Below are 17,776 nucleotides of genomic sequence, written 5' to 3'. Positions count from 1 at the left end.
ATTTTATGGCTTTTTTGTGGTGTAAATATCTGGTTATTTGCTGCGCAATTATGTGGTTGGAAGTTATGAATATAAGAAAGGCTGAGTATGAACTCAGCCTTTTGTATTACGAATGGTTATTTTTAACCCGTGTTACGCATACCTGCTGCAATACCCGCGATGGTCACCATCAGAGCCTCTTCAAGGTTTGCAGACGCCTCTTCTGTTTGACGAGTACGGTATAGCAATTCAGCTTGAAGCATGTTCAATGGCTCTACGTAGATGTTACGTAGGCGAATTGATTCTTGGCCCCATGGGTCGCTTTGCATTAGGTTCTCGTTGTTCTCTACGTTCAGTACGGACTTAATATCACGTTGAAGTTGTTCACGCAGTCGGTCACCCAATGGTTGAAGTTGAGGTTCAACTAGGCGTTGGTCATAGTAGCGAGAGATTTCCATGTTGCACTTGGTGTACACCATCTCAAGCATACCTAGGCGAGTTGAGAAGAACGGCCATTCGCGACACATTTCTTCCAGTAGCGCCTGATGACCTTTGTCTACTGAGTACTGAATAGCTTCACCTGCGCCTAACCAAGCCGGAAGCACCAAACGGTTTTGGCTCCACGAGAAGATCCAAGGAATTGCACGTAAGCTTTCTACACCGCCATTTGGATTACGTTTCGCAGGGCGTGAACCAAGCGGCAGTTTGCCTAGCTCTAGTTCAGGCGTCGCTTGACGGAAGTATGGAACAAAATCTGGTTCGCCACGGACGACGCCACGGTAAGCTTCACAGCTCACTTCCGACAGGACTTCCATCAAGTCGCGCCATTCTTGTTTTGGCTCTGGTGGTGGCAGTAGATTTGCTTCCAAAATGGCGCTTGCATACAAGTTGAAGCTGTTTACCGCAACATCTGGTAGACCCAGTTTAAAGCGGATCATTTCGCCTTGTTCTGTTACGCGTAACCCGCCTTTCAAGCTCTTTGGTGGTTGAGACAGCAGAGCCGCGTGTGCAGGTGCGCCGCCGCGACCAACGGTGCCGCCACGACCATGGAACAGAGTCAGCTCAACACCTTCGTCTTCTGCCACTTTAACTAGAGATTCCATAGCATGGTACTGAGCCCAGCCTGCTGACATGACACCCGCATCTTTTGCTGAATCAGAGTAGCCGATCATGACCATTTGGTGGTTTTGAATAAAGCCACGGTAAAGGTCGATACTCATTAGCTGCTTAATGACCGATTCCGCATTATTCAAGTCGTCTAGAGTTTCGAACAGAGGACAAACATCCATACGGTAAGGGCAGCCCGCTTCTTGCAGTAATAGGTGCACAGCGAGTACGTCTGAGGCGGTACGAGCCATTGAGATGACGTAAGCACCGAACGCTTCGCGCGGTTGCAGAGCGATGATCTTACAGGTGTCTAAAACCTCTTTGACAGGCTCTGATGGTTCCCAATCGCGTGGCAGTAGCGGACGTTTAGACGCAAGTTCATTGGTGAGGAAAGCAATTTTATCTTGCTCGCTCCACTGTTCGTAATCACCAATGCCGAGGTATCGAGTCAGCTCAGAGAGTACATCTGCGTGGCGCGTACTTTCCTGGCGGATATCAAGACGAACTAGGTGAACGCCAAATGCTTTCACACGACGCAGCGTATCTAGCAACGAGCCGTCAGCGATGACGCCCATGCCGCACTCATGCAGTGATTGGTAACACGCGTACAGAGGATCCCAAAGCTGTTCAACTTTTTGTAGCGGTGCTTTGACTGCCAGTTTTTGACCGTGGATCTTCGCATCAAGAATATCTTTGGTTTCATTGAGCAGAGCACGTAGTTGTTTCAGGATTGCGCGGTATGGTTCGTGTTGATCTTCACCAGCAAGTTCACGAACTTGATCGTTAGAAACAGTCATCGAGAGTTCGCTGATCAATTCATTGATGTCATTGAGATAAAGGTCAGCGGCTTTCCAACGAGACAGAAGCAATACTTCACGTGTTACGCTATGAGTAACGAACGGGTTGCCATCACGGTCACCCCCCATCCAAGAAGAGAAATGCACTGGACGAGCATCAATTGGTAAACCTTCACCTAGGTAAGACTTCAGACGATCATTCATTTCACGTAGGAAATCTGGCACAGCTTCCCACAGTGAGTTTTCTACTACGGCAAAGCCCCATTTCGCTTCATCTAATGGAGTAGGGCGTTGTTGACGAATCACGTCAGAATGCCAGCTTTGTGCGATAAGTTGCTCTAAGCGACGCTCTGTTTTTTTGCGTTCTTTAGAAGACAGGTCGCTGAGTTCTAGTTTGGATAAACACTCGTTGATCTTGACCAGTTTATTGATCATGGTGCGGCGAGTGATTTCCGTTGGATGCGCGGTTAATACCAGTTCAATATTCAAATCACGTACCGCTTGAGCCGTATCGAGTTTGCTAACATCGTTTTGTACCAGTTTTGAAAACAGCGAGTTGATCGCGTCTGGTTCACAGATGTGCTCTTCACAGTGGCGTGAAATGGTGTGGTATTGCTCGGCAATATTGGTGAGGTTTAGAAATTGGTTAAACGCACGGGTGACTGGCGTTAGTTGCTCATCGGGTAGGTGTTTGATTTCTTCTATCAAGCTTTCCCTGTCTGCTTGATTACCTGCTTGAGCCGATTTGGATAATTTACGAATGGTCTCCACTTTCTCGAAGATTTCTTCGCCGTGGGCATCGCGAATCGTGTTACCCAGTAAGTGGCCTAACATGCGCACATTGCTTTTAAGTGCGGCGTATTTCTCGTTCATTGTCGTCCTGCCTCGTAAAAAAACTACATCCATTGTCCTTGTTAAGACTCCAATCTAGCGAAAAGCACCAGTTCTAGTCAAATAAAGCAGACTAAGTTTGCAATTATTCGGCGTCTCTCCTGATTTAGAGCAAAGTTTCGACGGGCATAGAATTAAAAGTGAAAATTAATTACAAAATAACAAGTTAAATTCGTGTTAACGGTGCATAAAACCTTGTGCTTTGAGAGCCAAAATATGCAGCTCATCGGAGCTGCATAAAGGTTTTTTTAAACTTAATCAACAACAATACTTAACCATCGCTTTTGAAAGCACATCAATGGTTGGGTCGATAAAATCAAAGGAGAGAAACTCATCTGGTTGGTGCGCTTGTTCGATAGAACCAGGGCCAAGTACCAGAGTTGGACACAGTTGCTGCAAGAAAGGCGCTTCCGTGCAGTAGTTGACGGTTTGCGAACTGGTTTGACAGATCTCTTCAACACCACCGATAAATGGATGATCGTGCTGACATTCATATCCTGGAATTGGCTCATGCAACGGTACGATGTCGATTCGTCCCGGCCATTTAGCTTCTACTTCTTGTAGTGCGCTGCGCAGCATGTTTTCTAAACCGTCCAAACTGATGCCCGGCAATGGGCGAACGTCATAGTGCAACTCGCAACAACCACAAATACGGTTGGCACTATCACCGCCATGGATATGGCCTAAGTTCAACGTTGGACTAGGGATGGCAAATCCTGGGTGGTGATACTCTTTAATGAGTTTGTCGCGCAGTTGCATCATCGCAAACAACACTTCATGCATGATTTCAATCGCGTTGACGCCCAAAGCTGGGTCAGAGGAGTGGCCGGATTTACCGGTAACCCGAATCGCATTGGCGACATGCCCCTTGTGGCCACGAATAGGAACTAAGCTAGTGGGTTCTCCAATGATGCAGTAATCCGGCTTGAACGGCGCGTTCGTGGTGAAGTGTCTTGCACCGAGCATGGTGGTTTCTTCATCACAGGTGGCCAATACGTAAAGCGGCTTGTTTTGCTGGCTCCAATCCACTTTTTTTACTGCTTCATAAATGAAAGCAAAGAAGCCTTTCATGTCTGCCGTGCCAAGACCGTAGAAGCGGTTGTCTTTCTCAGTGAGCTTATGGGGATCAAAGCTCCAGCGTCCTTCATCAAATGGCACGGTATCGCTGTGCCCAGCAAGCAGCAGACCGCCTTCGCCTTCGCCCATGCGTGCAATCATATTGTGTTTGCCTGATTCGACTTCGATCACCTCAACGTGAAAACCAAGATCTTTAAACCAAGTGGCGAGTTTCTCGATCACTTTGGCATTGCCTTGATCCCAGCTTGGATCAGTCGAGCTGATCGAAGAGGTACTAATGAGTCCTTCATAGACCTCTAGAAAAGTTGGTAATTGCATGGATTCTTCAATTCTCCTATTGACAGACAGAGCACAAAAATGTAAAACACATATTAAATCATATTTAATGAATAAAAAATCAAAATAAAGCTAATTTTAAATATGAATAATCATTTTGAGCCTTAAGTATATGGATGTCACACAATGCTAAAAACCACAATTATCGGAGCCAGCGGTTACACCGGCGCAGAGTTAGCGTTCATGGTTAATAAACACCCACAACTCACGCTATCAGGTTTATACGTTTCCGCCAACAGTGTCGATGCAGGAAAAACCATTGCACAGTTACACGGTAAATTGGCGAACGTGGTTGATATGGTGGTGAATGCGTTGACCGATCCAAAGCAAGTTGCGCAAGACTCTGATGTGGTTTTTTTAGCTACGGCTCATGAGGTCAGCCATGATCTTGCTCCTATCTTTCTCGAAGCTGGATGTCAGGTCTTTGATTTGTCCGGCGCGTTTCGTGTCAAAAGCGATGGCTTTTACGACACCTTTTACGGCTTTGAGCATCAATTCAACAACTGGCTAGATAAAGCGGCGTATGGCTTAGCGGAGTGGAACCAAGAAGAGATTAAAAACGCTCCTTTAGTTGCGGTAGCTGGCTGCTACCCAACGGCGTCGCAGTTGGCAATTAAGCCACTACTCGTTGATGGTTTGTTGGACACTCAACAGTGGCCAGTCATTAACGCGACGAGTGGTGTCTCTGGCGCAGGGCGTAAAGCCTCAATGACCAACAGTTTTTGTGAGGTCAGCCTTCAGCCTTACGGTGTATTCAATCATCGCCACCAACCAGAAATTGCCCAGCATTTAGGATGTGATGTGATTTTTACTCCTCATCTTGGCAACTTTAAACGCGGCATTCTTGCTACTGTCACGATGAAGTTGGCGCAAGGTGTAACGGAGCAACAAGTTGCTCAAGCTTTTGAACAAGCTTATCAAGGTAAGCCAGCCGTGCGCCTCAAAGGTGATGGCATTCCACGTATTCAGGATGTTGAAAATACCCCTTTCTGCGACATCGGCTGGAGGGTGCAAGGCGAACACATCATTGTGATTTCGGCCATCGACAACCTACTTAAAGGTGCATCGAGTCAAGCGATGCAGTGTTTAAATATTCATTACGGTTACCCAGAACTGACAGCGTTGCTGTAGTCGTTGAAAGAGGGAAAAGCAATGACGCAAACCAATCAAGCTCCTTTAGTCATTAAGCTAGGCGGTGCGGCTTTATCTTGCACTCAAACCTTAAGCCAACTGTTTGGTGCCATCGCGGCATACCAGAAGTCGGCGCAGCGACAAATCGCCATCGTTCATGGCGGTGGCTACTTGGTGGATGAGTTGATGGCGAAACTTCAACTTAAGACCGTAAAGAAACATGGTCTACGTGTGACGCCATACGATCAAATTCCAGTCATTGCCGGTGCGCTGGCAGGAACGGCAAATAAGTTACTGCAAGGTCAAGCGATTGCCGATGGTTTGAATGCGGTGGGCTTGAGCCTAGCGGATGGTGGCCTTTGTCATGTCGAAGAGTTAGATCCTGAATTAGGCGCGGTGGGCAAAGCGACGCCGGGTGACTCAAGCCTACTTCAAGCGATTTTAAATACGGGCGCACTGCCTATCATCAGCTCTATTGGTCTCACGGCTGAAGGTCAAATGATGAACGTGAATGCGGATCAAGCAGCGGTTGCCGTTGCGGGTGCTTTGGACGCGGAGTTGGTGCTGTTGTCAGATGTAAGCGGTGTGTTAGATGGCAAAGGTCATCTGCTTAAAAGCTTATCTGAGAAAGAAGCTAATGCGCTGATCGAAGGCCAAGTGATCACTGATGGGATGATCGTCAAAGTGAAAGCTGCTCTCGAAGCCGCCAACGATCTTGGTCGTCCGATAGAAGTGGCGACGTGGCGCTACCCAGAAAAACTCACGCAGTTATTTGCTGGTGAAAGTATTGGAACACAGTTTCTGCCTCAATAAGCGGAAGCAAAACAGTTAAAGAATTCAACATTAGGAAGTGGTTGGCACTGACCGCCGAGCGCAGCGCCAGTTAAGTTTGGAGAAAAAACATGAGCAAAGTGAACGTAAATAAAGTGGTAGTCGCATACTCAGGCGGTCTAGATACTTCAGTAATCATCCCGTGGCTAAAAGAGAATTATGACTGTGAAGTCGTCGCTTTCGTGGCCGATGTAGGTCAAGGTGCTGAAGAGCTCGAAGGCATTGAAGCGAAAGCAAAAGCATCTGGCGCATCAGAGTGCTACATCGCTGACCTAAAAGAAGAAATGGTGGCAGATTACATCTATCCAACACTAAAAACCGGTGCTTACTACGAAGGTAAATACCTGTTGGGTACATCAATGGCGCGTCCTATCATTGCTAAAGCGCAGGTTGATGTTGCACGTAAAGTGGGCGCGGACGCATTGTGTCATGGCTGTACTGGTAAAGGTAACGACCAAGTGCGTTTCGAGGGCGCGTTTGCTGCGTTAGCACCAGATCTACACGTTATCGCTCCATGGCGTGAGTGGGATTTAGTGAGCCGCGAACAATGTCTGGATTACCTTGCAGAGCGTAACATTCCTTGTTCAGCGTCTCTAACGAAGATTTATTCGCGTGATGCGAACGCATGGCACATTTCTACTGAAGGTGGTGTGCTAGAAAATACATGGAATGCACCAAACGAAGATTGCTGGGTCTGGACCGTTGATCCTGAACAAGCGCCAAATGAAGCTGAATACGTTACGTTGAAAGTCGAAAAAGGTGAAGTTGTGGCAGTGGATGGTGAAGCGATGACACCATACAACGCACTAGTTTACTTAAACGAAAAAGGCGCAAAACACGGTGTGGGTCGTATTGATATCGTAGAGAACCGTTTGGTGGGAATGAAGTCTCGTGGCTGTTACGAAACTCCGGGAGGTACCATCATGATGGAAGCTCTGCGCGCAGTTGAACAATTGGTGCTAGACAAATCGTCATTCGAGTTCCGTGAAGAACTTGGTCTAAAAGCCTCTCACCTTGTGTACGACGGTCGTTGGTTTACACCGCTATGTAAGTCGATTCTTGCTGCCTCAGAAGAGCTAGCACAAGACGTCAATGGCGAAGTGGTTGTTAAGCTATACAAAGGTCAAGCAACGGTAACGCAAAAACGTTCTGACAACAGCTTGTACTCAGAAGAGTTCGCTACTTTTGGTGAAGATGAGGTTTACGATCAAAGTCATGCTGGTGGCTTCATCCGTCTTTACTCGCTATCAAGCCGTATTCGTGCATTGAATAGCCAGAAAAAATAATCACTCCCCATCTCGGATTGAATAAAGACCTGCCAACATATGGCGGGTCTTTTTTTATTACCCAAAGAGTTGCAAATTAAGTGGGGTGAATATATATGTAAAAATATTGAATTTATACTTTATTTTTATATTGAATTGCCGTAACGTTGGCGTATAAGAAAAAGTGAGCAAATGACCACCGATTTCGTCATCACTCATTAGACACGTTAGAGTAAGCAATAGTCATCAGGAGAGACGCAATGGCATTATGGGGCGGAAGATTTACCCAAGCGGCAGATACCAGATTCAAAGAGTTCAACGATTCGTTGCGTTTCGACTACCGATTGGCTGAGCAAGATATCGTAGGCTCAATTGCGTGGTCTAAAGCATTGCTTTCGGTTGGTGTATTATCAGCAGAAGAGCAGCAAAAGCTCGAGCTCGCTTTAAATGAGTTGAAACTCGAAGTGATGGAAGATCCGCATCAGATTTTACGCTCTGATGCTGAAGACATTCACTCGTGGGTGGAACAGCAGTTGATCAGCAAAGTCGGCGACTTAGGTAAAAAGCTGCACACTGGTCGTTCTCGTAACGACCAAGTGGCGACCGACTTAAAGCTTTGGTGTCGTCAGCAAGGGCAGCAACTTCTTATTGCGCTTGATCGTCTGCAATCGCAAATGGTGCAAGTGGCGAAACAGCATCAAGGTACGGTTTTGCCTGGTTATACTCACTTACAACGTGCTCAGCCTGTGACGTTTGCTCATTGGTGTTTGGCGTATGTTGAAATGTTTGAGCGTGATTACTCACGTCTGAGTGATGCGCTGCAACGTTTAGATACCTGTCCGCTAGGTTCTGGCGCGTTAGCTGGTACAGCTTACCCAATTGATCGTGAACAACTGGCGCATAATCTTGGTTTTCACCGTGCTACGCGTAACTCACTCGATTCGGTATCGGATCGTGACCATGTGATGGAACTGATGTCTGTCGCTTCTATTTCTATGCTGCACTTGTCACGTCTCGCGGAAGATATGATTTTCTACAACTCAGGTGAGTCGAACTTCATTGAGTTGGCAGATACAGTGACGTCTGGCTCGTCATTGATGCCACAGAAGAAAAACCCAGATGCGCTAGAGCTCATTCGTGGTAAGACTGGTCGCGTGTACGGCGCACTTGCTGGCATGATGATGACAGTCAAAGCCCTGCCACTGGCGTACAACAAAGACATGCAAGAAGATAAAGAAGGTTTGTTCGATGCTCTTGATACATGGAACGACTGTATGGAAATGGCAGCGTTGTGTTTCGATGGGATTAAGGTTAATGGCGAACGTACGTTAGAAGCCGCGAAACAAGGCTACGCCAATGCCACAGAATTAGCGGACTACTTGGTCGCGAAAGGCATTCCTTTCCGAGAAGCGCATCATATTGTCGGTGTGGCTGTCGTTGGCGCGATTGCCAAAGGTTGTGCACTGGAAGAGCTGTCACTGCAAGAGTTACAAGAGTTCTCTGACGTCATCGACAACGATGTGTACGACATCCTAACGATTGAGTCTTGTCTAGAAAAACGTAGCGCGCTTGGTGGCGTGTCACCAAAACAAGTCGCTTATGCCGTTGACCAAGCGGACAAGCGTTTGGCGCAGCGTGATAGTTCGGCCGTTAAAGTACGTCCTGCACGTTTAACGGATATCGAAACGCTTGAGGGCATGGTTGCGTACTGGGCGAATATGGGCGAAAACTTACCTCGTTCTCGTAATGAACTTGTTCGCGACATTGGCTCATTTGCCGTTGCTGAACATCATGGTGAAGTGACTGGTTGCGCGTCTCTGTACGTGTATGACTCTGGACTTGCGGAAATTCGCTCGCTCGGTATTGAGGCGGGTTGGCAATGCCAAGGGCAAGGCAGCGCGATTGTGAACTATTTGGTGGATAAAGCACGTCAAATGGCGATTAAGAAAGTCTTCGTACTAACACGTACGCCAGAGTTCTTTATGAAGCAGAGTTTCTTGCCAACATCTAAGTCTCTGTTGCCAGAAAAAGTGTTGAAAGATTGCGACCAATGCCCGCGTCAACATGCCTGTGATGAAGTGGCGTTAGAGATCAATTTAGTTGAACAGATCATCCAACGCAGTCATGTCGCATAGAATATTGATTTTGTTAGTATTTAAACAGATATCGTTAGAGAACGATCATTTACATAAGTTTTTGCTAAAAAAATCGAAAAAACTTTGAACCTTTGAGAGGAAGCTCGGTCTATTAAAGTACCACTGCTTTTTCTTAGAAGAATCTAAGAGAGCCCCAGAATCGAGATTGATTTTGGGGCTTTTTTCTATCTGTCATTTGTTATGATCCTCTCCATTCTGTTTCCCGCGACGACGCTGCCACGGCAAGATGACAAAACGCATCCATAAGTGCAGAAACAATAAAATGTTAAATGCAAAGCCCGCAAAGATCAGGGCGATCGATTCAATGCTTCGCGGGTGATCGCGAAAAGCAAACCACCAAATGATCCAACATACAACTGAAAGTACGGTCAATTGATCCATGCATCGTTGACAACGACCGATCTTTTTCCAAAACCAATGTTCTTGGCAGCTACGACAAGCCATGATGTTTACCTCAATTCAACTTGCCCAAGATTAGCAGAAGATGAATAGGCTTTACCATGTGCGCTTGTTAGGTGATTCGAACCCAAAAATGGAAAATTAGCTTTGATGAAATTCTGTAGCACGTTACTGGTGTATGGTGCCGCGTCAGCCAGAAAATAGGAAAAGATAATGTCGACAGAACTGAGAGTAGCACTAGGACTTGCCGGGGGATTTTTCACCATTGGGTTCACCGCGATTGTGCTAGTGAGTCGTTATGCAATGATGTAATCCATTAAACTCTAGTCCAGAAAAAAGCCTCGTATCTGCGAGGTTTTTTTGTATTTGGCTTGAGAATAGAAACGAGACGTTATGATGAACAAAAAATGTTGTATTTAAAATCGTTGATTCAGGTAAGTAGAACGATTTAAGAACTAAGAACTAAGAACTAAGAACTAAGATTTGAGCGGGAAGAGACAGGGTGGCCTCCGAGTCAAAGACGCCGGAGACCGGGGGGGTAGGCTATGGACAGGTTAGCCTAGATAAGTTTCTAGCTCTTCGCTACCACCGATGTGTTTACCGCCGATGAATACTTGCGGGACGGTCGTACGGCCTGTAATAGCACGAAGACTGACGGAAGTTGCATCTTTCCCCAAAATTACTTCTTCATATTGAAGACCGTGATCAATCAAGTTTTGTTTGGCTTTCATACAGAAAGGACAACCAGGCTTGGTAAATACAGTGATCGATTCCTGAGTTCTGTACTCTGGTGCGATGTAGTTCAGCATAGTGTCGGCATCCGATACTTTGAACGGGTCTCCTGGCTCATTTGGTTCGATAAACATCTTCTCAATCACACCATCTTTTACCAACATGCTGTAACGCCAAGAACGTTTACCAAAGCCGATGTCATTTTTGTCCACGAGCATGCCCATGCCATCGGTGAACTCTCCATTACCATCTGGAATAAAGGTGATGTGCTCGGCTTCTTGGTCGTGTTTCCACGCGTTCATAACGAATGTGTCGTTTACCGAAATACACAAAATTTCATCAACACCGTGTTCTTTGAACACAGGGAATAGCTCGTTGTAACGAGGTAAGTGGCTAGAAGAACAAGTCGGTGTAAACGCTCCAGGCAAACTGAATACGATCACGGTTTTGCCTTTGAATAGATCGTCCGAGGTAACGTTCACCCAAGTATCACCTTGGCGAGTCGGGAAAGTAACCTGTGGTACGTTTTGACCTTCTTTAGATACAAACATATTGATTCCTTTAAAATATTTGAGTGAAGCGTTTAGAGCGTGACTTGTCGTTTGGCTCTGTTTCGTTTTGTTGAGCCCATTATTGTAAAAATCCTTTGATAGCTCTAATCGTTTGATGCTATGGTTTTGATAGACATTGACTATCATCAAATAGAAGCGAATCGTGTGTTATGAATATTCGGGATTTTGAGTACTTAGTCGCACTGGCGGAGCACAAGCATTTTCGCAAAGCGGCAGAGGCGTGTTTTGTCAGTCAGCCAACGCTTAGTGGTCAAATACGTAAGCTGGAAGATGAACTCGGCACGGCATTGTTAGAAAGAAGCAGCCGCCGAGTGTTGTTCACCGACTCTGGCTTACAGCTGGTGGATCAAGCTAAACGCATTCTGAGTGAGGTGAAAACCTTTAAAGATATGGCCAGCGGACAGAGTGGGGCGATGACCGGTCCAATGCACATCGGTTTTATTCCGACGGTTGGGCCGTATTTATTGCCTAAAATTCTTCCACAGCTGAAAGAAGAGTTCCCTGAGCTTGAGCTGTTCCTGCATGAAGCTCAAACTCATCAGTTGGTTCGTCAGCTAGAGGAAGGGAAGCTGGACTGTTTGGTATTGGCTTCTGTGGCGGAAACTGCCCCATTTAAAGAGATTGAAGTGTACAACGAACCGCTTAGTGTTGCCGTACCATGTGGTCATGAATGGGCACAGCTCGACCAGGTTGATATGTTGGAGCTCAATGGGAAGACCGTGCTGGCTTTAGGTGATGGACATTGCTTACGCGACCAAGCGTTAGGTTTCTGCTTTGCGGCAGGAGCAAAAGATGATGAGCGCTTTAAAGCCACCAGTTTAGAAACTTTGCGTAATATGGTTGCTGCGGGAGCGGGTATTACTTTGTTGCCTCAGCTTTCTATTCCAGCCGAAAAACAAAAAGATGGCGTTTGCTACATTCCTGCCGTCAACCCTACGCCTTCACGCAGCATTGTTTTGGCGTACCGCCCAGGCTCTCCGTTGCGTGCTCGTTTTGAAGCATTAGCAGCGAAAATCAAAGCAATTCTAGAGTCGCAGCCATCTTCTATGGCTGCTTAACGTTATAAAAAAGGGGAGAGCCAACGCTCTCCCCTTATCTTTTCTTTCGTTTGGTTTAGAACAACTCTTCCGTTGTGCCACCAGAACCGCTTGAATAAATGCTGTCTTCGAGGCTGTTACCAACGTATTCGGTTGGCTCCGTGCCTTTCTCAAAGTATTCAAACATGGACGTGCTATCGACTTTATGAGTCAGCAGACCGCTGTTGCGATCGATGCGAACGCGCACAATGTCATCTGGAATATTCTTGCCTTGTTCTGGCTTGCCTTCCAATGCTACTTGCATAAAGTCAATCCATGCTGGCTCTGCTGTTTTCGCTCCTGATTCAGCACCAGATACTTGTCCTTGACCCAAATTGCTGTTCACTGTCGTGCGGCCTAACGCGCGTGAGTGATCATCGAAGCCCACCCATGCAATAGCAACCACGCCCGGACCATAACCGTTGTACCATGCGTCTTTTGAATCGTTAGTCGTACCAGTTTTACCACCAATATCACGACGCTCAAGTTTTTGTGCACGCCAGCCGGTACCGTTCCAGCCAGTTCCTTCACGCCAGTTGCCGCCACCCCAGATGTTGCTGTACATCATTTCACGCATCAAGAATGCGTTTTGTTCAGAGATCACTTGTGGTGCGTATTTTGGTTCATCATTTTCTAGTGCGTTCTCTGGAGCTTGGCCATCAACGGCAACGTCTTGCTCACCGAATTCACTTGCAAAGCGATCCATTTCTGGTTGTGGGCTCATTTGTGGGCAATCTTGATGACAAACGCTCTTAGGGTTGGCTTTAAACAAAACTTCGCCAAATGCATCTTCAACGCGTTCGACATAGAACGGCTCAACATAGTAACCGCCGTTTGCAAAAACCGAGTAACCTTGAGCCACTTTCATTGGCGTTAAGCTACCCGCACCTAAGGCGATAGTTTCTGAGCGAGGTACTTCGTTGATATCGAATCCAAAGCGAGTTAGGTACTGACGAGTTTCATCCAGGCCCACTTCACGTAAGGTACGAACCGCCATTACGTTTTTCGATTGAGCTAAGCCAATGCGAAGGCGAGTTGGACCGCCGTAAGTTGGAGGCGAGTTCTTTGGTCGCCATGCTGAGCCTGAACCTGCGTCCCATTTGTTGATTGGCGCATCGTTGATCAGAGTTGCTAACGTTAGGCCTTTATCGATAGCGGCTGAGTAAATAAATGGTTTGATACTAGAACCAACCTGACGTACGGACATGGTTGCGCGGTTAAACTTGCTGTGAACAAAGTTAAAACCACCTACCAGTGACAAAATGCCGCCATTTTCAGGATTCATCGCGACAAATGCGGTGTTCGCGCTAGGCACTTGGCTTAGCTTCCAGCTGCTTTGAGTGTTGCCATCTTCATCGGTCGTCGTTAGCTCGCGAACCCAAATTTGTTCACCTGCAGCTAAAACCTCTTGTGCAGATTTTGGTGTGGAACCTTGACGGTTATCGGTGAGGAATTTGCGTGCCCAGTTTATGCCAGTCCAAGGGATGGTTTGTGCGTCGTTATTTTTCACAACAACTTGCGCCGTTTTGCCTTCCACTTTTGTCACGACAGCAGGGTAAAGATCGCCGTAAGTTGGCTGGCCTTTTAGATGCTTCTCAATTTGTTCTGCATCCCAAGCGGCTTCCCCTTCTTTCCACAATACTTTTTCTGCGCCGCGGTAGCCATGACGCTCGTCATAAGCCATTAGGTTGTTTACCGCAGCCTTATTGGCAGCGTCTTGCAGTTTAGAGTCAACCGTCATGTAGATGTTCAAACCCGACGTATAGGCTTTCTCTTCACCGTACTCTTTTACTGCCCATGCACGTGCAAGTTCGGCAACGTAAGGCGCAGACACTTCAATTTCTGCACTGTGGTAACGAGCGACGATTGGTTCGTTACGTGCTTCATCGAATTGTTCTTGCGTAATGTACTTTTCATCGAGCATACGCATTAGCACAACGTTACGACGTTTTGTTGCACGTTCTAGTGAGTAAATTGGGTTCATGGTTGAAGGGGCTTTTGGCATCCCCGCCAGTGTCGCAATTTCACTAAGCGAGAGCTCATTTAAGCTCTTACCAAAATACACCTGAGCCGCCGCACCAAAACCGTATGAGCGATAGCCAAGGAAGATCTTGTTAACGTAAAGCTCCATGATCTCTTGTTTGCTCAGCAGTTGCTCAATGTGAATGGCAATGAAGATCTCTTTGATCTTACGCATTAGTTTCTTCTCGTTGGATAAGAAGAAGTTACGCGCTAGCTGCTGAGTGATGGTACTCGCGCCTTGCTTTGCTGAGCCGGAAAGAGCAACCACGACAGCTGCACGAGTAATACCGATTGGATCGATACCAGGGTGCTCGTAAAAACGGCTGTCTTCGGTGGCGATCAGTGCGTGAATTAGGTCTTGAGGAATTTCATCGTAAGTAACAGGAATACGACGCTTTTCACCAAACTGTGCGATCAGCTTCCCGTCTTGACTAAATACCTGCATAGGTGTTTGTAATTCAACGTCTTTTAGAGTTGCAACGTCTGGCAATTCAGGCTTCACGTACTGATAGAAGCCAAAAATTGTGGTGACTCCAAGAATTATGCAAATCAATGTTAAAAATAATAAACGCTTTATGAACTTCACCGGAGAATCCCTGATTGGTTGAGGCTGTGTAACGGCAAACCCTTGTACTCTTAGGTCAAAAATTTAGCACATAGAGATATTAACTCTTATTTGGGTGCTAATAACAACCTTTGCGCGAAGAAATTTCGGAGCGAGAGTAGAGATGGATAAGCTAATCGTTACCGGCATAGATATTGGCCATAACAGCCTCAAAGCCGTAGTACTTAAACCCATTGGCGATCAATACGCCTTACTGAGTTACAAAGAAATATTACTTAAGGAAGGTATTGTCGCTGAAAATAACACTATAAATCATCAAGAAATTGTAAAGACCCTAAAGCAGATGAAAAAAGAGCTGCCTTTTGGGGCCAAGCGAGTGGCAATTTCTGTTCCAGACAACTCAGTTATTAGCAAGAAACTGCAAATCGAACAAAGCCTTGATGAGAGCGAAATCGAGTTTGCGGTGGTACAAGCTTTTTCTCATCAATCTCCTTTTCCTGTGGAAGAACTGAGTTTGGATTTTGTACGCCTTCGTGCTGAAGAAGGGATGCGTGGAACGGACAGTTATCAAGTATTCGCTACGCGCAAAGATGTGGTTGAAAGCCGAGTTGAGGCGTTACAACAATCTGGTTTAAAGCCTGTGTTGGTTGACGTGCACTCTCAAAGCCTCGGTCATATCTGGAAGCTTGCCGCAGAGCGTTTTCCTGAAAAAAACAAATACTGTTTGTTAGACATCGGCTCGTTAGCGAGTTCATTCACCATGTTTACCGAGCAAGGCGAACTGTTTCATAAGGAGTTTGCGTGCGGTACTCGTATTTCAATGGGGACGTCACAAGAAGACTTACTCTCTGATGATGCTCAAGCCAAAACGGAACAGTTCAATCGTCAAGTGGTTGAGCGCGTAAAACGTCAAATGCAGCTCTATACCTCGATCAACGGTTCGCAAAACATCAAAGGCATTTGGTTATCGGGCGAGGGGGCATCGACGCCAATGTTGGCAGAAGAGCTCTCGCATCAGTTGGCATTGGAGTGCGAGTTGCTAAACCCACTCGGACTGTTTGAAATGAAAGTGTCGAAACGCAAGCGACGAGCGGCTGATTGGCAACATTTTTCGACAGCTGCAGGGCTGGCGGTGCGTGGCATTCATTGGTTAGGAGGTGTGCGTGCTGTATCGCATTAACTTATTGCCTTGGCGCGAAAATCAAAGGGAAGAGCATCGTCGTCGATTTGTCGGTTTAGTGGTATTGGGCGTCATGGTGGCGTTGGGGATTCAGTGGGGCGTTGGCAAATATTATGAGTACCAACAAGATCTTCAACAAGAGCGACTCGACTATCTAACAACGTACATTTCCGATCTAGATAAGCGGATAGAAGCGATGAAGATCGCGGAGCTTGAACACAGCAAAATCTTGGAACGCTTGAAAGTTGTGGAAGCGTTGCAAAATGGTCGGAATAAAACCACTGATTTTATGAACCTCATGCCTGCTGTTATTCCAGAAGGCGTATATGTCGACAAGATCAAAATGAACGATCTAGAAATTGAAATCTCAGGTATTTCAGACAGTACACCACGGCTAGCAACCATGCTCGATAACATGGAACGTTCTGCCAAGCTACTGGACGTTGAAATGCACTCTATCGTGCACGGAAAAGCCCGTTTTGGTAAAGAGTTTCAGACCTTTAAAGTGTCCTTCATGTTCAACACGGTAGAAGAGAAGAAAGAGGGAAAACAACATGGTTAATTGGCAAGATCTAGAAATGGATGAGATTGCTGAATGGCCATTACTGCCTCAGCTTGTAGTGATCTGCCTGCTTGTTCTTCTTATCCAAGGGTTTGGTTATTGGTTTTACTTAAAGCCAGAAGAGGCTCGCTTGAACACTTTGATTCAAGAGGAGCAAACATTAAAAGTGGCATTGCGCATAAAAGCTAACAAGGTAGCTGCATTGCCTCAGTTGCAATCTCAACTGGACGAGCTCACTACGCGTTATGAGTTGCTATTGCAACAACTACCAGCACAAAAAGAGTTGGCCACAATGTTGGCGTCGGTAAACGAACTCGGTATCGACAACAAGTTAACGTTTACTCGCATTGATTGGGGAGAAAAGCAATCTGAAAACTTCCTGTATCGATTGCCACTAAATATCGAGCTAACAGGTGATTTCCACGATATCGGTCGTTTTTCACAGGCCATTGCCACACTGCCACGTATCATCACCTTTAAAGACGTGACTTGGCAGCGTGTCAGCCAAGAGAGTGAAACTTTGCACTTCCGAGTGAGAGCAAACACTTATCAGTTCAAGCCTGAGGAAAAGAAAGATGAGAAATAAATCTTTGCTGACGGTGTTGGTAAGCGCTCTATTGGTCGGGTGCCAGGCGAATGATGAATCATTAACGGATTTTATTCGTGGTGTTGAGAGCCAGGCTCGGCGAGATGTGGAGACGCTCAAACCTGCTGACAAATACATCGCAGTGGCGTATGCCCCAGAAGTGATGCGTGCTCCTTTCGAATTGCCCAAAGAGGCGACCATCGCAACTCAACCTGTGGCGAGAAAGGATTGTTGGCAACCGCCGAACCGAGCGAGATCTGGCAAGTTAGAAAAATTCCCACTCAGCCAACTTCGTTTAAAAGGAGTGATGGGTATGGGGAACACCGTTTCTGGTTTAGTACAAGCCCCGAATGGCACGGTTTACAAAGTGAAACCAGGTCAATACCTCGGGCGCAATAACGGTAAGGTCACGCATGTTACCCACTCCTATTTGTTGATTAATGAAACCTTGCCCGATGGTTTGGGGTGCTGGCAAAAACGTAAAGTTAAGTTGGCTTTGAGATAGATATAGC

The 17,776-nt window shown here is 46.5% G+C and carries 14 protein-coding genes; 9 read left to right on the top strand and 5 right to left on the bottom strand.

What is annotated here, in order from left to right:
• Positions 1-122: 122 nt before the first annotated feature.
• A complete protein-coding gene (gene ppc, locus UF05_RS16865; RefSeq protein WP_005465143.1) occupies positions 123-2,756 on the bottom strand; it encodes a phosphoenolpyruvate carboxylase in 2,634 nt (877 codons plus the stop codon).
• Between the two features lie 276 nt (positions 2,757-3,032).
• Positions 3,033-4,169 carry an acetylornithine deacetylase gene (argE, locus tag UF05_RS16860; RefSeq protein WP_045544981.1) on the bottom strand — a complete coding sequence of 379 codons (1,137 nt, stop codon included), beginning with the start codon at positions 4,167-4,169 and terminating at the stop codon, positions 3,033-3,035.
• 144 nt (positions 4,170-4,313) lie between these two features.
• Here argE and argC point away from each other — a divergent pair, with 144 nt between their 5' ends.
• From argC to argH, 4 genes are all read left to right on the top strand, one after another.
• The gene (gene argC / locus UF05_RS16855) at positions 4,314-5,318 is read left to right on the top strand and encodes an N-acetyl-gamma-glutamyl-phosphate reductase (RefSeq protein WP_045544980.1); all 1,005 of its coding nucleotides are present in this window, start codon (positions 4,314-4,316) and stop codon (positions 5,316-5,318) included.
• Between the two features lie 21 nt (positions 5,319-5,339).
• Positions 5,340-6,131 carry an acetylglutamate kinase gene (gene argB, locus UF05_RS16850; RefSeq protein WP_005496562.1) on the top strand — a complete coding sequence of 264 codons (792 nt, stop codon included), beginning with the start codon at positions 5,340-5,342 and terminating at the stop codon, positions 6,129-6,131.
• An 89-nt stretch (positions 6,132-6,220) separates the two neighbouring features.
• Positions 6,221-7,435 (top strand): argininosuccinate synthase, encoded by a 1,215-nt coding sequence (locus tag UF05_RS16845; protein ID WP_045544979.1) that lies wholly within the window; start codon positions 6,221-6,223, stop codon positions 7,433-7,435.
• Between the two features lie 239 nt (positions 7,436-7,674).
• Positions 7,675-9,549: an argininosuccinate lyase gene (gene argH, locus UF05_RS16840; protein ID WP_045544978.1), complete on the top strand. Its 1,875-nt coding sequence runs from the start codon at positions 7,675-7,677 to the stop codon at positions 9,547-9,549.
• Positions 9,550-9,741: 192 nt separating this feature from the next.
• Here argH and UF05_RS16835 read toward each other — a convergent pair whose 3' ends face one another.
• A complete protein-coding gene (locus tag UF05_RS16835) occupies positions 9,742-10,014 on the bottom strand; it encodes a DUF3624 domain-containing protein (RefSeq protein ID WP_025634562.1) in 273 nt (90 codons plus the stop codon).
• A 509-nt stretch (positions 10,015-10,523) separates the two neighbouring features.
• Positions 10,524-11,252, bottom strand: a complete 729-nt coding sequence (locus tag UF05_RS16830) for a redoxin family protein (protein WP_015297397.1) — start codon at positions 11,250-11,252, stop codon at positions 10,524-10,526.
• Positions 11,253-11,422: 170 nt separating this feature from the next.
• Between UF05_RS16830 and oxyR the strand changes: the two genes are divergently transcribed.
• Positions 11,423-12,331, top strand: a complete 909-nt coding sequence (oxyR, locus tag UF05_RS16825; RefSeq protein ID WP_005465160.1) for a DNA-binding transcriptional regulator OxyR — start codon at positions 11,423-11,425, stop codon at positions 12,329-12,331.
• A 55-nt stretch (positions 12,332-12,386) separates the two neighbouring features.
• Here oxyR and UF05_RS16820 read toward each other — a convergent pair whose 3' ends face one another.
• Positions 12,387-14,957 carry a penicillin-binding protein 1A gene (locus UF05_RS16820; protein WP_045544977.1) on the bottom strand — a complete coding sequence of 857 codons (2,571 nt, stop codon included), beginning with the start codon at positions 14,955-14,957 and terminating at the stop codon, positions 12,387-12,389.
• 142 nt (positions 14,958-15,099) lie between these two features.
• Here UF05_RS16820 and pilM point away from each other — a divergent pair, with 142 nt between their 5' ends.
• The 4 genes from pilM to UF05_RS16800 are packed head-to-tail and all read left to right on the top strand — an operon-like array spanning position 15,100 to position 17,769.
• The gene (gene pilM / locus UF05_RS16815; protein ID WP_045544976.1) at positions 15,100-16,116 is read left to right on the top strand and encodes a type IV pilus biogenesis protein PilM; all 1,017 of its coding nucleotides are present in this window, start codon (positions 15,100-15,102) and stop codon (positions 16,114-16,116) included.
• Positions 16,100-16,678 (top strand): PilN domain-containing protein, encoded by a 579-nt coding sequence (locus tag UF05_RS16810; RefSeq protein ID WP_015297396.1) that lies wholly within the window; start codon positions 16,100-16,102, stop codon positions 16,676-16,678. The genes pilM and UF05_RS16810 overlap by 17 nt, the downstream gene beginning before the upstream one ends.
• Positions 16,671-17,264, top strand: a complete 594-nt coding sequence (locus tag UF05_RS16805) for a type 4a pilus biogenesis protein PilO (protein WP_020839762.1) — start codon at positions 16,671-16,673, stop codon at positions 17,262-17,264. The genes UF05_RS16810 and UF05_RS16805 overlap by 8 nt, the downstream gene beginning before the upstream one ends.
• Positions 17,254-17,769, top strand: coding sequence for a pilus assembly protein PilP (locus tag UF05_RS16800; RefSeq protein ID WP_015297395.1), 516 nt, complete (start codon positions 17,254-17,256; stop codon positions 17,767-17,769). The genes UF05_RS16805 and UF05_RS16800 overlap by 11 nt, the downstream gene beginning before the upstream one ends.
• Positions 17,770-17,776: the final 7 nt, after the last annotated feature.

Source organism: Vibrio sp. S457-15, from assembly GCF_000960545.1.
GTDB classification, from domain to species: Bacteria; Pseudomonadota; Gammaproteobacteria; order Enterobacterales; family Vibrionaceae; genus Vibrio; species Vibrio parahaemolyticus.
Note: the sequence above shows the minus strand (reverse complement) of the source record. Positions and strands in the feature narration are given on the sequence as shown.

What these genes read in the sequence shown, in the direction of transcription:
- ppc (WP_005465143.1), bottom strand. Translation starts at nt 2,756, where the DNA reads ATGAACGAGAAATACGCCGCACTTAAAAGCAATGTGCGCATGTTAGGC.
- argE (WP_045544981.1), bottom strand. Translation starts at nt 4,169, where the DNA reads ATGCAATTACCAACTTTTCTAGAGGTCTATGAAGGACTCATTAGTACC.
- argC (WP_045544980.1), top strand. Translation starts at nt 4,314, where the DNA reads ATGCTAAAAACCACAATTATCGGAGCCAGCGGTTACACCGGCGCAGAG.
- argB (WP_005496562.1), top strand. Translation starts at nt 5,340, where the DNA reads ATGACGCAAACCAATCAAGCTCCTTTAGTCATTAAGCTAGGCGGTGCG.
- UF05_RS16845 (WP_045544979.1), top strand. Translation starts at nt 6,221, where the DNA reads ATGAGCAAAGTGAACGTAAATAAAGTGGTAGTCGCATACTCAGGCGGT.
- argH (WP_045544978.1), top strand. Translation starts at nt 7,675, where the DNA reads ATGGCATTATGGGGCGGAAGATTTACCCAAGCGGCAGATACCAGATTC.
- UF05_RS16835 (WP_025634562.1), bottom strand. Translation starts at nt 10,014, where the DNA reads ATGGCTTGTCGTAGCTGCCAAGAACATTGGTTTTGGAAAAAGATCGGT.
- UF05_RS16830 (WP_015297397.1), bottom strand. Translation starts at nt 11,252, where the DNA reads ATGTTTGTATCTAAAGAAGGTCAAAACGTACCACAGGTTACTTTCCCG.
- oxyR (WP_005465160.1), top strand. Translation starts at nt 11,423, where the DNA reads ATGAATATTCGGGATTTTGAGTACTTAGTCGCACTGGCGGAGCACAAG.
- pilM (WP_045544976.1), top strand. Translation starts at nt 15,100, where the DNA reads ATGGATAAGCTAATCGTTACCGGCATAGATATTGGCCATAACAGCCTC.
- UF05_RS16805 (WP_020839762.1), top strand. Translation starts at nt 16,671, where the DNA reads ATGGTTAATTGGCAAGATCTAGAAATGGATGAGATTGCTGAATGGCCA.
- UF05_RS16800 (WP_015297395.1), top strand. Translation starts at nt 17,254, where the DNA reads ATGAGAAATAAATCTTTGCTGACGGTGTTGGTAAGCGCTCTATTGGTC.